Source organism: Amycolatopsis sp. NPDC039088, from assembly GCF_055598845.1.
The window spans coordinates 292591-305794 of the sequence record NZ_JBVKAE010000005.1 but is presented as its reverse complement, the minus strand read 5'-3'; the positions used below and the strand labels follow the sequence as shown (position 1 = coordinate 305794).

The window sequence follows — 13204 nt, the reverse complement described above, 5'->3', positions numbered from 1 at the left end:
TCCGTTCACTCACGCGTACCCTCCGTCGGATCACGCGTGTCGCCCGATGGCAGGTACCTAAGACACAAGTGGCCCTCACCCGAACCGCCACTCACACCATTCCTCCGAAACCGCACCCGTAGGCCCCGCGGCATCCAGAATCAGGCCTGCCCTACCTCGACTTTGCCGGGACCCTGGCGCTAGGCGCAAGGAAGGGGACCTTCATGTACTCCGGTAAGGCGTGACTCGCGTGCCTGGATGCCGCACTCGGGGATGCGGAGTCTGAACACGCGAGATCCGGGTCTGAGCACGCGAATGCGGTGTCGCATGCCCAGCCACCGTCCCACCCGAGACACGACACGTTTGCCTTATCCCTCAATAACCCGAATCGCCACTCACGACCCCTCAGGGTTTGAGCTGTGCGGTGAAGAAGTCGACCATCTCCTGCGTCGTCCGCGTGGTCCCGTCGCGGCGGGTCGAGACGAGCATCGCGCTCAACGGCGCGTCATCGGTCCCGAAGAGCACAATGCCGCTTCGCTTGCCGACACCGGCGAGGTAGCGGCCACGCAGCCCGTCGGCGGCCCAGGTGCCCTCCACGGGCTTGCCCTTGGTCATCTGCCGCCGCGCGTCGGCCTCCAGGCCGGTCATCGCGACACCCTGGTAATAGTTGATCGCGTTCGACGCCTCGTCGTTCTTGAACACGCAGGTGACCGCGGAGGCAGCCCCCATCGCGGCGGCCGCGTCCGGCGCGTCCCGGCAAGCGTCCCGCTGCGGGATGACGGCGGCGATCCGGTGGAGACAATCCGTGAACCCCTGCGCGTCCTTCCGGCCCGGTCGATCGCAGTTCGGCTTCTGTGCCGGGACAGCGGGGTCCGGCGCCGCGACGGGTTCGTCCTCGCCGCCGGTGAGCAGGACGATCGTCGTCACGATCGCCGCGAGGGCGAGCGCGATGACGCCGTACGCCGTGGGCTTCCGCCAGTTCGGGCCGGGTGGTGGCGGGGGCGGCGTCCAGCGCGGCGGTTGGGGGCGCCGAGGCGGCTGAGGTGGCGGCTGCTGGACGGGTCGCTGCTGGACCGGTGGTGACACCGGCGCGAACGCGGGCACGGTCAGCTGCGAGTCCTCGCCGCCCGCAGGCACGTGGTGCAGCCCGAACGCGACCGCCGTCTCCGGCTGGTCCTGTGTCGTCGGCGCGATCCGGAGCTGGTTCGCCAGCAGACTCGCCAGCAACGGCATCCGGCTCGGCCCGCCGACGAGGTAGACGCCGCCGAGCTGCGCGGGGGTGAGCCCGGCACGGTGGATCGTGGTGGCCAGGAGTTCGGCACTGCGCAGGAAACTCGGCCGGACGAGGGCTTCGAGTTCCATCCGAGTCACCCGCACGTCCCCGAACGGCTCCGGCATCGGGATCTCGGTCTGCTGATGCCGGGACAGGCTTTCCTTGGCGTCACGGACGTCCTGGAGCAGCGACCGGCGCGTCCGGCGGTCCCCGACCGACTGCGGGCGCAGCACCCGCTGCCACACCGCGGGATCGGAATGCGAGACCTCGCGGCCGATGTGGACCAGCAGCGCCTGGTCGATGTCGAGGCTGCCGAGGTCGGGCAGGCCGTCCTCGGCGAGCACGGCGAACCCCTGCGCGCTGACCCCGACGACGGCGCAGTCGAAGGTGCCCGCCCCGAGGTCGTACACCGCGATCGGACCGGGCGGCCGGACCTGGCCGTGGTTGAGGGAGGCGTAATGCGCGGCGGCGGCGACCGGCTCGGGAATCAGCAGCGTGGTCCCGAACCCGGCCTTCAGCGCGGCGTCGCGGAGGATCTGCTTGCGGTCCGGGCCCCAGCCCGCCGGATGGGAGATGCGCACCTGCGCGGGCGGACGCTGGAGGAGCAGCTCGGCCTCTTCGCCGACCCGGCGCAGGACAGCGGCGAAGGCATCGGCGATGGGCAGCGTCACGTCGCCGAGTTGGAGAGCGCCTTCGTCGATGCGGCGCTTCGGATTCGCTTCGAACCGGCTCGGATCCAGCCGGGCACGGCGTTCGGCGTCACGGCCGACGAAGACGGTGCCGTCCTTGTCGACGTAGATCGCCGACGACATCGTCACCGATCCGTCGATTTCGACGACCTGCGTCCCCCTGCCGTGGATCGAGAGCACCCCGACCGTGCTGGAGGTACCGAAATCGATCGCCAGAACGTCCACCTGACCCCCTCCCGGACCCGGTGGCATCGTCTCACGCGACGATCCGACGTCCTGGAGCGGTCAGACGGCGGCGGAAATGGTGACGTCGTGATCGTCGAAATCGGCGACCACCCGCAGCCGGCCGCCCAAAGCGACGATGTACCTGCGGAGGGTGTCCAGTTCCATCTGGCTCGGATCCCCCTGCTCGAGCTGGCTGATTCGCGGCTGGCTCACACCCATGCGTTTGGCGACCTCGGTCTGGCTCAGTCCGACGTCCTCGCGAAGTCGCGACAGGCGAAACCCGAGAATGTAAGCCTGCGTGGCTTCTCGCGCCTCGGCACGGGCGGCTTCGACGTCGCGACCCGCCTCGCGATCCGCCGCGGACTTTTCGGCCTTGACCTCTTTCTAGGACCGACCCATTTCAGTTTTCCTCCATCGCGTCCAGATGCCGCCGGTATCGCTCCTCCGCGATCGGGATGTTGATGTCGTACCACCGTTTCCAGTTTCCGGCTTTGTCACCGGCGACCAGAAGCACGGCTCTCCGCACCGGATCGAAGACGAACAAGATCCTGATCTCGCTGCGTCCTGCCGATGCCGGGCGCAGCTCTTTCAAGTTGTGCCTGCGCGACCCGCTGATCCGGTCGACCAGCGGCCGTCCGGGCTGCGGGCCCTCGCAAGCCAGCATGTCGATCGCTTCCTCGACGCGATCCGCCGTACCAGGGTCCTCCCTGCACAGCGCTCCGAACCCCGCTGGACACGAAGGGGTGCAAAACGGTTCCGCATAGGGAAAGGCCCGCCGCGGCGAACCCGCGACGGGCCTTTCCCTGAACCACCGAGACTTACTCGCTCTCGGCTTCGCCGTTCTCTTCGCTCGTGCCGGCGCCGATGCTGACCGGCGGGGCGTCCGGGACCGACGAAGGCCGGGCCTCGCCACGGAAGACGAAGTGCGCCTTGTCGTCCTTCTCGCCCTCTTCGTCGTTCCAGCCTTCGACGTCGACCAGGATGATCTGACCGGCCTGGATCTCGCCGAACAGGATCTTCTCCGACAGCTGGTCCTCGATCTCGCGCTGGATCGTGCGACGCAGCGGCCGCGCGCCCAGCACCGGGTCGAAGCCGCGCTTGGCGAGCAGCGACTTGGCCTTCGGAGTGAGCTCGAGCTCCATGTCCTTGGCCTTGAGCTGCTTCTCGACCCGGGCGGCCATCAGATCGACCATCTGGATGATCTGGTCCTTGGTCAGCTGGTGGAAGACGATGATGTCGTCGATCCGGTTCAGGAACTCCGGCCGGAAATGCTTCTTCATCTCCTCGTTGACCTTTTGCTTCATCTTCTCGTACCGGTTGGCGGTGTCGCCTCCCTGCGAGAAGCCGAGCGACACGGACTTGGAGATGTCCGAGGTACCCAGGTTCGAGGTGAAGATGAGCACGGTGTTCTTGAAGTCGACCGTACGACCCTGACCGTCGGTGAGCCGACCGTCTTCGAGGACCTGCAGGAGGGTGTTGTAGATCTCCTGGTGGGCCTTCTCGATCTCGTCGAACAGCACCACCGAGAACGGCTTGCGCCGCACCTTCTCGGTCAGCTGGCCACCCTCTTCGTAGCCCACGTAGCCCGGAGGGGCACCGAAGAGTCGCGAAGCGGTGTAGCGGTCGTGGAACTCACCCATGTCGATCTGGATGAGCGCGTCGTCCTCGCCGAACAGGAACGCCGCCAGCGCCTTGGACAGCTCGGTCTTACCGACACCGGACGGGCCGGCGAAGATGAACGAGCCGGAGGGGCGCTTCGGGTCCTTCAGACCGGCGCGGGTACGGCGGATCGCCTGGGAGACGGCCTTGACCGCGTCCTCCTGGCCGATGATCCGCTTGTGCAGCTCGTCCTCCATGCGGAGCAGACGCGTGGTCTCCTCCTCGGTGAGCTTGAACACCGGGATACCGGTCCAGTTGGCGAGGACCTCGGCGATCTGCTCCTCGTCGACCTCGGCGACGACGTCGAGGTCGCCGTCCTTCCACTGCTTCTCCCGCTCACCCTTCTGGCCGAGGAGGGTCTTCTCCTCGTCACGGAGGCGGGCGGCGCGCTCGAAGTCCTGCGCGTCTATCGCGGACTCCTTGTCCCGGCGCACGTCGGCGATCTTCTCGTCGAACTCGCGCAGGTCCGGCGGCGCGGTCATCCGGCGGATGCGCATCCGGGCGCCCGCCTCGTCGATCAGGTCGATCGCCTTGTCGGGCAGGAACCGGTCGTTGATGTACCGGTCCGCCAGCGTCGCGGCGGCGACGAGCGCCGAGTCGGTGATCGAGACGCGGTGGTGCGCCTCGTACCGGTCGCGGAGACCCTTGAGGATCTCGATCGTGTGCTCGAGCGACGGCTCGCCGACCTGGATCGGCTGGAAGCGGCGCTCCAGCGCGGCGTCCTTCTCGATGTACTTGCGGTACTCCTCGAGCGTGGTCGCGCCGATCGTCTGCAGCTCACCACGGGCCAGCATCGGCTTCAGGATCGAGGCGGCGTCGATCGCGCCCTCGGCGGCACCCGCGCCGACGAGCGTGTGCAGCTCGTCGATGAACAGGATGATGTCGCCGCGGGTCTTGATCTCCTTGAGCACCTTCTTGAGGCGCTCTTCGAAGTCACCGCGGTACCGGGAGCCGGCGACCAGGGAGCCGAGGTCGAGGGTGTAGAGCTGCTTGTCCTTCAGCGTCTCCGGGACTTCGCCCTTGACGATGTTCTGCGCGAGCCCCTCGACGACGGCGGTCTTGCCGACGCCGGGCTCACCGATCAGGACCGGGTTGTTCTTGGTGCGCCGCGACAGCACCTGCATGACCCGCTCGATCTCCTTGCCACGGCCGATGACCGGGTCGAGCTTGCCTTCGCGGGCCTGCACGGTCAGGTTGCGGCCGAACTGGTCGAGCACCAGCGACGACGACGGGGTGCCTTCACCGCGTCCGGAGCCGGTCTCGGTCGACTCCTTGCCACCCTGGTAGCCCGACAGCAGCTGCAGAACCTGCTGACGCACCCGGTTGAGGTCCGCGCCGAGCTTGACGAGCACCTGTGCGGCGACGCCTTCGCCCTCGCGGATCAGCCCGAGCAGGATGTGCTCGGTGCCGATGTAGTTGTGGCCGAGCTGCAGCGCTTCGCGCAGCGACAGCTCAAGCACCTTCTTGGCCCGCGGGGTGAAGGGGATGTGCCCGCTCGGGGCCTGCTGCCCCTGGCCGATGATCTCCTCGACCTGCTGGCGGACGCCCTCCAGCGCGATGCCCAGCGATTCCAGCGCCTTGGCGGCGACACCTTCACCCTCGTGGATCAGACCCAGGAGGATGTGCTCGGTGCCGATGTAGTTGTGGTTGAGCATCCTGGCCTCTTCTTGGGCCAGGACGACCACCCGCCTCGCGCGGTCGGTGAACCTCTCAAACATGTGCACTCCCTCGACTGCTGCGACGGCGGCCCGTTTCCATCGTGCTTTCACCGCGATGGATTCAGCACCGTGAGACCACTCTAGTAGCCAAGCGGTCGCGCTGGCGTACCACTACGGCTGATTGCGGCCCGTTCGCGCTCCGGCCGTTCTCCGGCCGTGCGCGCTTTCATCTTCCGGTTGCCCTGCACCTTTACGTCAAGCACAACGTGCGAACACGCACTCGGATTCCGTCGGATGCGCCTTGTCCGCTGAGCGCGAACACGCCCGGCCGGCGAGAGACAGCCCAGTGGATGGACACCCGACCGGAGTAGTCACGGACCGTGTGTAAGGTTAGGCGTACCTAAGGAAGGGAGGATCGTATGCGGCATCAGCGGTCCTCCCTAGCGCTCGCGCCGTCCGAAGACGGCCTCCGTGCCTCGGTGTCGAGGATGCCCGAAGAGGCCGGGCTCCGCAGTGCGATGCCGGAAGACGAGCCGGGCTGGGTCCGCTGTGCCGACCTGCTGGCCGATCCGGCTCGTCTCGTTCGCTGGCGGGAGCGCCTGGGCGGCTGGCTGGCCGAGCGGTACCCGGAGGCGACCGGGATACCCGAGCGCGTCCCGGCGAGCTGGATCCTTTCCTGGTACCTGCACGTCCCGGCACTCGCCGGCGCGATGCTGCTGCATCACGAACGCCGCGTCCCGTCGCTGGCGCCGTCGGCGCTGGCCTTCCGGATCGGCGGCGACCGGCCGCATCCCGATTCGGTCGCCGTTCTCGATGACCGGTTCCACTGCCTGCCGACCGATCCGGGTTCGGCGCATCCGGGAGCCGTCGTCGCACCGGACGAGCGAACGCTGGCGACCGTGCTGCGTGGCCGCTTCGTCGCACACGCGAACCGCTTCATCGACGTCTACGGACCACTGACGAGGCTCGGACGGCGGCAGTTGTGGGCGGCGGCCACGGACGCGCTCGACAACGCGCTGTGGTCGGCGGGACGGTTGGGCGGGACCCCCGAGGCCGAGGGCGCCGGGGTCGCGGACGCCGCGCTGGTCCTCGAATCGCGGTTCCCGCCGCTGACGTCGGCCTCGAAGCTGCGGCTGGCCGAAGGCGCCGACGGGCGCCGCGAGTGGACGAGAAACCGCGAAGGCTGCTGCTACAACCATCTGCTGCCCGCGGAATCGGAATGCGGTGGTTGTCCGCGAATCCGTCAAGGCGTCCAGGCCGGATTCCGTCCCGACGCGCCCAAGGCGCGTTCGAACGTCGTCGCGCCTTCCGCGACGGGCACCTCGTCGCCGTAAACCTTCATCGCCCTGGCCTGATCACCGATCTCCAGTGCGATGGCGTAGACGGCGTCGGCGACTTCGGGGAGAACGGTGAACTCCGCGCCGGTCGCCCTGGCGAGATCCCAGCCGTGGAAGACGAACTCGTCCAGCACCATGTACCCCGCCATCGAGGACGGCATCGGCTGGCCGCCGAAGGTGGTCTGCCCCTGCCAGGCCTCAGGAGCACCGAAGACGTCGACGAGCCGCGCGGTCTGGTCCTCGATCGCGGTGAGCCACTCGGAACCCACGAGATCCGACTCCGTCTCACCGGAGGACACCGTGGGCGGCGCCTCCTTGCGCCCGGCCGCTTCAAGCCAGGGACCCCAGTAGAGAAGGTGGTTCAGCAACGCGCGGACGTCGTATTCGGCGCACGGGGTGCGGGCGGCGAGATCGGTCTCGCCGATCCCGCGCAGGACCGCGGCGAACTCCGCGGCGGCGGGGGCGATCAGGGCAGCGTGTTCGGACATACGGGCATGAGTACCCCGCGACGGACGAGCCGTATTGAAAAAACGCGACACGATTAGGTTGAGCGGATGAGCGGGCACCGGATCCCGGCGGGGATCGTCAACGCGCGGGAGGCGAGCGCGAAGTTCAGTCTCGTCCGGCATCCGCCCGCACCGGAACTGCGTCCGTTCGTCGACCATCACTGGGTGCTGCGCTGGGAACTGACCGGCCCCCATGAACAGGTGGTACTGCCGAATCTCGCGGTCAACGTGACGTTCTTCCGCGACGCGGCCGGCGCGTTCGGGCCGGGAAAGCGGCCTTTCCGCTACCTGCTCGACGGCGTGGATCAAGGTATCGGCGTGCGATTCCGGCCAGGGGCTTTCCGGGCATTCCTCACCGGCCCGGTCACGATGATCTCCGGCGGTTCCGTTCCGCTCACCGATCTCTTCCCCGGCGCCGGACCGGTGACGGAATCGGTACGGAATGCGACGAACGACTTCGAAATGGTCCGCCGGTGCGAGGAACTGCTCCTCGCGAAACGTCCCGTCCTCACCCCCGCGGCACGGACGGCCATCGAAGCGGTGGAAACAATCGCGGGCGATCCGGCCATTACCAGGGTCGGAGAGTTGTCAAGCCGAACAGGTCTGTCTCAGCGAAGCCTGCAACGACTGTTCGCCGAACATGTCGGCGCCGCCCCCAAATGGGCGATTCAGGTATACCGGTTGAACGAAGCGGCGGCACGGATCGCTGCCGAGGAACGGCCGGACTACGCGAAACTGGCGCTCGCGCTGGGCTATAGCGACCAAGCGCACTTCATCCGGGATTTCCGCTCCGTGACCGGATGGGCGCCCACCGAGTACGCCCTCTTGAACCGTGTACAAGAACAAGAAAACCGCCGGGAATAGGTTCCCGGCGGCTTGAGGGTCGAGCAGACCTTCAGTTCTTCTTGTGGTAGGCCTCCACGACCTCGGACGGGATACGTCCACGGTCGGAAACCTGGAAGCCGTTCTTGCGGGCCCAGGCGCGAATGGCCTGGTTCTGCTCACGGTCCACGGTCGCGGGGCGGGCGGCGGCCTTCACGCCGGCGACCGGACGAATGGCGGTGCGCTTACGGCCACCCGCGCGGCGGGCGTGCTCCACATACTGGGCCAGCGCGTCGCGAAGCTCTTCCGCGTTTTCCGCGGAAAGGTCGATCTGGTAGCTCACACCGTCCAAACCGAACTCGACGGTCTCTTCCGCCTCGCTGCCGTCGAGGTCGTCAACGAGCGAGACGAGCACCTTCTGTGCCATCTGTTTCCTCCTGCTGGGGGCTTACACGAATGATCTGGTACGGGGCATGCCCCGGACAGAAGACTTTGTCTAGCGACATTAATACCCGCTACCGTCACATAACGCAAATCTTGTTTACCAGAACGATCGAGGTATCTGTCACGCGGACGGGTTATTCAGGTCGGACGAGCGGGAACAGGATGGTCTCCCGGATACCAAGGCCTGTCAGCGCCATCAGCAACCGGTCGATCCCCATTCCGACACCACCGCTCGGCGGCATTCCGTACTCCAGCGCACGGAGGAAATCCTCATCCAGGTTCATGGCCTCACTATCGCCCTGCGCACCCAGCCGAGCCTGTTCCACCAGACGCTGACGCTCCACCACGGGATCGACCAGCTCGGAGTATCCGGTCGCCAGTTCGAAACCGCGCACGTACAGATCCCACTTCTCCGCCACCCCCGGCTTGCTGCGATGTTGCCTGGTCAGCGGGGATGTCTCGACCGGAAAATCACGGACAAAAGTAGGTTCGTGAAGATGATCGCCGACGAGGTGTTCCCACAGTTCCTCGATGAGTTTGCCGTGCCCTAACTTAGGGTCGAACTCCAGCTCTCGCGCTTCGGCATAGGAACGAAGCTTGTCCACCGATGTCTCGGGAGTGACTTCTTCCGACAACGCTTCGGACAACGACTCGTACATTCCGAGTGTGGTCCACTCGCCGGACAGGTCGTACTCCGAACCGTCGGCGAGAGTGACCACCTGCGTGCCGAGAACGTTCTGCGCCGCCTCCTGGATGAGCTGCCGCGTCATCACCGCATTGGAGTCATAGGTCGCATACGCTTCGTAGTACTCGAGCATGGCGAACTCGGGCGAGTGGGACGAGTCGCTGCCCTCGTTCCGGAAGTTCCGGTTGATCTCGAAGACCTTCTCGATACCGCCGACCACGCAACGCTTGAGGTACAGCTCCGGCGCGATCCTCAAGTACAGATCGAGGTCGAAGGCATTCGAATGCGTCACGAATGGCCGAGCCGCCGCACCCCCGTGCAGCGTCTGCAGCATCGGGGTCTCGACCTCGAGGAATCCTCGACCGTGAAACGAGTCACGCAGGGAACGCAGCACACCGGCGCGGGTACGGACCACGCCCCTGGCCTTGGGACGCACGATCAGATCGACATAACGCTGCCGGATCCGCGTTTCCTCCGCCAGGTCTTTGTACATGACCGGCAACGGGCGCAATGCTTTCGAAGTGATCCGCCAGGAGTCGGCCATCACGGAAAGCTCGCCGCGCTTGGAGGTGATGACCTCGCCGGAGACGAATACGTGATCACCGAGATCGACATCGGACTTCCACGCCGCGAGCGCGTCCGCGCCCACCTTCGCGAGGCTGATCATCGCCTGCAACTCCGTGCCATCGCCTTCACGGAGACTCGCGAAACACAGTTTGCCGGTATTGCGCATGAACATGACCCGGCCGGTGACGCCGACGATCTCACCGGTGGCGGTGTCGACAGGAAGGTCGGAATGCTTCTCGCGCACTTCGGCCAGCGAGTGCGTCCTGGGCACCTCGACCGGATACGGATCGATACCCTCCGCGATTATCCGGTCGCGCTTGTCCCGGCGCACCCGCATCTGTTCCGGCAGGTCTTCGTCGGGGCTCACGCCCTCGGATGCGGGGATTTCAGTCATGGCGCACAGCGTACGAACCCGCCGCTTCCCTACGCCAACCGGATTACCTTTTCCGGCTCCGGACCGGCCGGTTTTCTCTCCATTAACCTGGACCGTGTGAACTCATCCACTCCCGGCATCGAACCCGAACTGCACGCACGCCGCGCCGCCTCGTTCGGCGCGAAGGCCGCCGCCTATGCCGCGCATCGGCCGGATTATCCGGAAAAGGCACTGGCCTGGGGGCTGGCGGGCGCGAGGAGAACACCTGAACGAGTCCTCGATCTCGGCGCCGGAACCGGCAAGGTCAGCCAGGGCCTGCTCGCGCTCGGCGTCGCGGTCACCGCGGTCGAACCGGACGCGCAGATGCTCGCGGAGCTCACGAAGGCGCTGCCCTCGGTGACCCCGCTCATCGGGACGGCCGAAGAGATCCCGCTGCCGGACACCTCCGTGGACGCCGTGGTCGTCGGCCAGGCCGTCCACTGGTTCGACCTCGATCGGGCCTATCCGGAGATCGCCAGGGTGCTCAAGCCGGGCGGAGTCCTTGCCGCGCTGTGGAACCACGACGACGAATCGGCGGGCTGGCTGGCCGAGTTCAACAAGCTGATCAAGAGCTCCATGAGCAGGCGCTGGCTGAGCGACTACGAATCACTGCCGGAACACGAGGCCTTCGAACCGTTCGAGAAGGCGACTTTCGACCACAAACAGCCCAGGACGGCGGAAAGCCTGGTCGAGACGATCGCCACCCATTCGCACATGCTGGTAGCCCCGGCCGAGGAACGCGAAGCCAAACTTCGCATCGCGCGGGAATTCCTCGACCGGCACCCGGAAACCGCCTCCGGCGAATTCGACCTTCCGCTCACCACCACGGCCTTCCGGACGCGCCGCCGATGAACACCGACTGGAAGGCCACGTTCACCGCGGCGTTCGGCGCCCCCGCCTCCGCGGTGTCCGCGCGGATCTGGGCCGAGGCGTACGGCGACGACTACCCCGCCGAGCTGGACACCTACAGCTTCGTGACCCGGACCGACCTGCACCGCATCGCGGCCGAAGCGCGACTGGAGCCCGGCGGACGGCTGGCCGACATCGGCTGCGGGCGCGGCGGGCCAGGGCTGTGGGTCGCCGCGCGCACCTACGCGACGCTCACCGGCGTCGACATCGCGGAGACCGGGCTGGCTTCGGCGCGACGTCGTGCCGAAGCGATGGACGTCGAAGCGGCCGAGTTCCACGTCGGCAGTTTCGCGGACACCGGTCTGGACGACGCGTCGTTCGACGCGGTGATGAGCGTCGACGCGTTGCTGTTCGCACCCGACAAGCGGCGCGCCTTCGAGGAGTTCGCGCGGATCCTCGTGCCGGGCGGGCGGTTGCTCGTCACGACCTGGGACTTCGACGGACAGCCCGAGAACCGGCCGCCGCAGGTGGCCGACCACCGGCCGCTGCTGGAGTCGGCCGGGTTCGAGGTCCTCTCTTACGAGGAGACGCCGGACTGGCGGGCCCGGCAGCAGCGGACCGCGGAACTGTCGCTGGAGCGCGTGGCGGAGTTGGCGGCGGAATCCGGCACGGATCCGGCGAAACTGCGGGCGAGCATCGAACTGGTGCTGCGGAACCAGGCGCTGATGACGCGGCGGGTGCTCATGATCGCCCGCGTTTAGTCCTCTGAACGCGGTAATTGCGTTCTGCAACTTCCGCGTTCAGAGGACTAAACGCGGTGGTTGCGGTCGTAGACCAGCCGCAGGCCCAGCAACGTCAGATCCGGCACGTGGTCGGTGATCGTCTCCGACTCCTCCAGCACCAGGGGCGCCAGGCCACCGGTCGCGATCACCGCGACCGGATCGGACCCGTCCGGCGAAAGCTCACGCTTGATCCGCTTCACCAGGCCGTCGACCTGGCCGGCGAAGCCGTAGAGGATGCCGGATTGCAGGCATTCCACGGTGTTCTTCCCGATCACCGACCGCGGCGGCACCAGTTCCACCTTGCGCAGCGCCGCGGCCCGCGCGGCCAGCGCGTCGACGGAGATCTCGATACCGGGCGCGAACGCGCCGCCGAGGAACTCGCCCTTGGCGGAGATGGCGTCCACATTGGTCGAAGTCCCGAAATCCACCACCACACAGGCGGTGGTCGGGTGCAGATGGTGCGCGGCGAGGGTGTTCACCAGCCTGTCCGCGCCCACCTCCTTGGGGTTGTCGACCAGGAGCGGCACACCCGTGCGCACCCCCGGCTCGATGACGATCTTCGGCAGCCCGCCGTAGTACCGCGAAAGCATGACGCGCAGCTCTCGCAGTACGGCGGGAACCGTGGACAGCGCGCTGATCCCGGTGACCGTGTCCGCGTGCGTGCCGAGCAGCCCGCGCATGGTCAGCGCGAGCTCGTCGGCGGTGATCCGCGCGTCGGTGCGCATGCGCCAGTCACCGACCAGCGTGGGCCCGTCGTAGAGCCCGAGCACGATATTGGTGTTGCCGACGTCGACCGTGAGCAGCAACGACTCAGCTTTCGGCGTGCAGCAGCGCGTCGAGACGGCGGGCGTCGGCGGTTTCGGCGACCGGGAAGGTCATCGTGTCGTCGTCGGCCAGCGTCACGGTCCCGCTCAGCAGTCCGGAACCCTCCGGCGCGTGCCCGGGGTTGGCGCCCTTCTCGACGATCCGGTTGTCCGCGTCGACGAAGACCACCCTCGGCCGGAACGCGGCCGCCTCGGCGTTCTCCATCTGCGCGTACGAAATCAGGATCACCAGATCACCGGGGTGCACCAGATGCGCGGCGGCACCGTTGATGCCGAGCACCCCGCTGCCGCGTTCGCCCGCGATCACGTAGGTCTCGAGCCGGGCGCCGTTGGTGACGTCCACAATGGACACCTGTTCGCCCGGAAGCAGATCCGCCGCGTCCATCAGGTCTTCGTCGACCGTCACCGATCCGACGTAGTGAAGGTCGGCCTGGGTGACCGTCGCCCGATGGATCTTCGATTTCAGCATTGTGCGGTACATCGTGGACTCTCC

General features: G+C 67.1%; 13 protein-coding genes. 4 read left to right on the top strand and 9 right to left on the bottom strand.

Going from position 1 to position 13204, the window contains the following annotated elements; all coding sequences use genetic code 11:
- Positions 1–384 precede the first annotated feature (384 nt).
- The 4 genes from ACZ7KI_RS09330 to ACZ7KI_RS09315 form a co-directional block, all read right to left on the bottom strand.
- Positions 385–2166: an Hsp70 family protein gene (locus tag ACZ7KI_RS09330; RefSeq protein ID WP_470272659.1), complete on the bottom strand. Its 1782-nt coding sequence runs from the start codon at positions 2164–2166 to the stop codon at positions 385–387.
- A gap of 60 nt (positions 2167–2226) precedes the next feature.
- Complete coding sequence (locus ACZ7KI_RS09325; protein WP_470272669.1) at positions 2227–2454, bottom strand: helix-turn-helix domain-containing protein; 228 nt, start codon at positions 2452–2454, stop codon at positions 2227–2229.
- 112 nt (positions 2455–2566) lie between these two features.
- The gene (locus ACZ7KI_RS09320) at positions 2567–3079 is read right to left on the bottom strand and encodes a type II toxin-antitoxin system RelE/ParE family toxin (RefSeq protein WP_470272658.1); all 513 of its coding nucleotides are present in this window, start codon (positions 3077–3079) and stop codon (positions 2567–2569) included.
- Positions 2985–5543 carry an ATP-dependent Clp protease ATP-binding subunit gene (locus ACZ7KI_RS09315; protein WP_470272657.1) on the bottom strand — a complete coding sequence of 853 codons (2559 nt, stop codon included), beginning with the start codon at positions 5541–5543 and terminating at the stop codon, positions 2985–2987. The genes ACZ7KI_RS09320 and ACZ7KI_RS09315 overlap by 95 nt, the downstream gene beginning before the upstream one ends.
- A 359-nt stretch (positions 5544–5902) precedes the next feature.
- Here ACZ7KI_RS09315 and ACZ7KI_RS09310 point away from each other — a divergent pair, with 359 nt between their 5' ends.
- On the top strand, positions 5903–6817 hold the full coding sequence (locus ACZ7KI_RS09310; RefSeq protein ID WP_470272656.1) for a (2Fe-2S)-binding protein: 915 nt from the start codon (positions 5903–5905) through the stop codon (positions 6815–6817).
- Here the strand turns inward: ACZ7KI_RS09310 and ACZ7KI_RS09305 are convergent.
- Positions 6727–7308, bottom strand: coding sequence for a TIGR03086 family metal-binding protein (locus tag ACZ7KI_RS09305; RefSeq protein ID WP_470272655.1), 582 nt, complete (start codon positions 7306–7308; stop codon positions 6727–6729). The two genes, ACZ7KI_RS09310 and ACZ7KI_RS09305, sit on opposite strands and share 91 nt — an antisense overlap.
- A gap of 66 nt (positions 7309–7374) precedes the next feature.
- Here ACZ7KI_RS09305 and ACZ7KI_RS09300 point away from each other — a divergent pair, with 66 nt between their 5' ends.
- Complete coding sequence (locus ACZ7KI_RS09300; RefSeq protein ID WP_470272654.1) at positions 7375–8190, top strand: AraC family transcriptional regulator; 816 nt, start codon at positions 7375–7377, stop codon at positions 8188–8190.
- 31 nt (positions 8191–8221) lie between these two features.
- Here the strand turns inward: ACZ7KI_RS09300 and ACZ7KI_RS09295 are convergent, their stop codons facing one another.
- Positions 8222–8575, bottom strand: coding sequence for a histone-like nucleoid-structuring protein Lsr2 (locus tag ACZ7KI_RS09295; RefSeq protein WP_037318336.1), 354 nt, complete (start codon positions 8573–8575; stop codon positions 8222–8224).
- Between the two features lie 151 nt (positions 8576–8726).
- Positions 8727–10238 carry a lysine--tRNA ligase gene (gene lysS / locus ACZ7KI_RS09290; RefSeq protein WP_470272653.1) on the bottom strand — a complete coding sequence of 504 codons (1512 nt, stop codon included), beginning with the start codon at positions 10236–10238 and terminating at the stop codon, positions 8727–8729.
- A gap of 96 nt (positions 10239–10334) precedes the next feature.
- On the opposite strand from lysS, the gene ACZ7KI_RS09285 reads away from it, so the two are divergent.
- Positions 10335–11108 carry a class I SAM-dependent methyltransferase gene (locus tag ACZ7KI_RS09285; RefSeq protein ID WP_470272652.1) on the top strand — a complete coding sequence of 258 codons (774 nt, stop codon included), beginning with the start codon at positions 10335–10337 and terminating at the stop codon, positions 11106–11108.
- Entirely contained in the window at positions 11105–11866 is a 762-nt protein-coding gene (locus tag ACZ7KI_RS09280) for a class I SAM-dependent methyltransferase (protein ID WP_470272651.1), read from the top strand. The genes ACZ7KI_RS09285 and ACZ7KI_RS09280 overlap by 4 nt, the downstream gene beginning before the upstream one ends.
- 47 nt (positions 11867–11913) lie before the next feature.
- Here the strand turns inward: ACZ7KI_RS09280 and ACZ7KI_RS09275 are convergent, their stop codons facing one another.
- Positions 11914–12693 carry a type III pantothenate kinase gene (locus tag ACZ7KI_RS09275; protein WP_470272650.1) on the bottom strand — a complete coding sequence of 260 codons (780 nt, stop codon included), beginning with the start codon at positions 12691–12693 and terminating at the stop codon, positions 11914–11916.
- A gap of 4 nt (positions 12694–12697) precedes the next feature.
- Complete coding sequence (panD, locus tag ACZ7KI_RS09270; protein WP_016337767.1) at positions 12698–13192, bottom strand: aspartate 1-decarboxylase; 495 nt, start codon at positions 13190–13192, stop codon at positions 12698–12700.
- Positions 13193–13204: the final 12 nt, after the last annotated feature.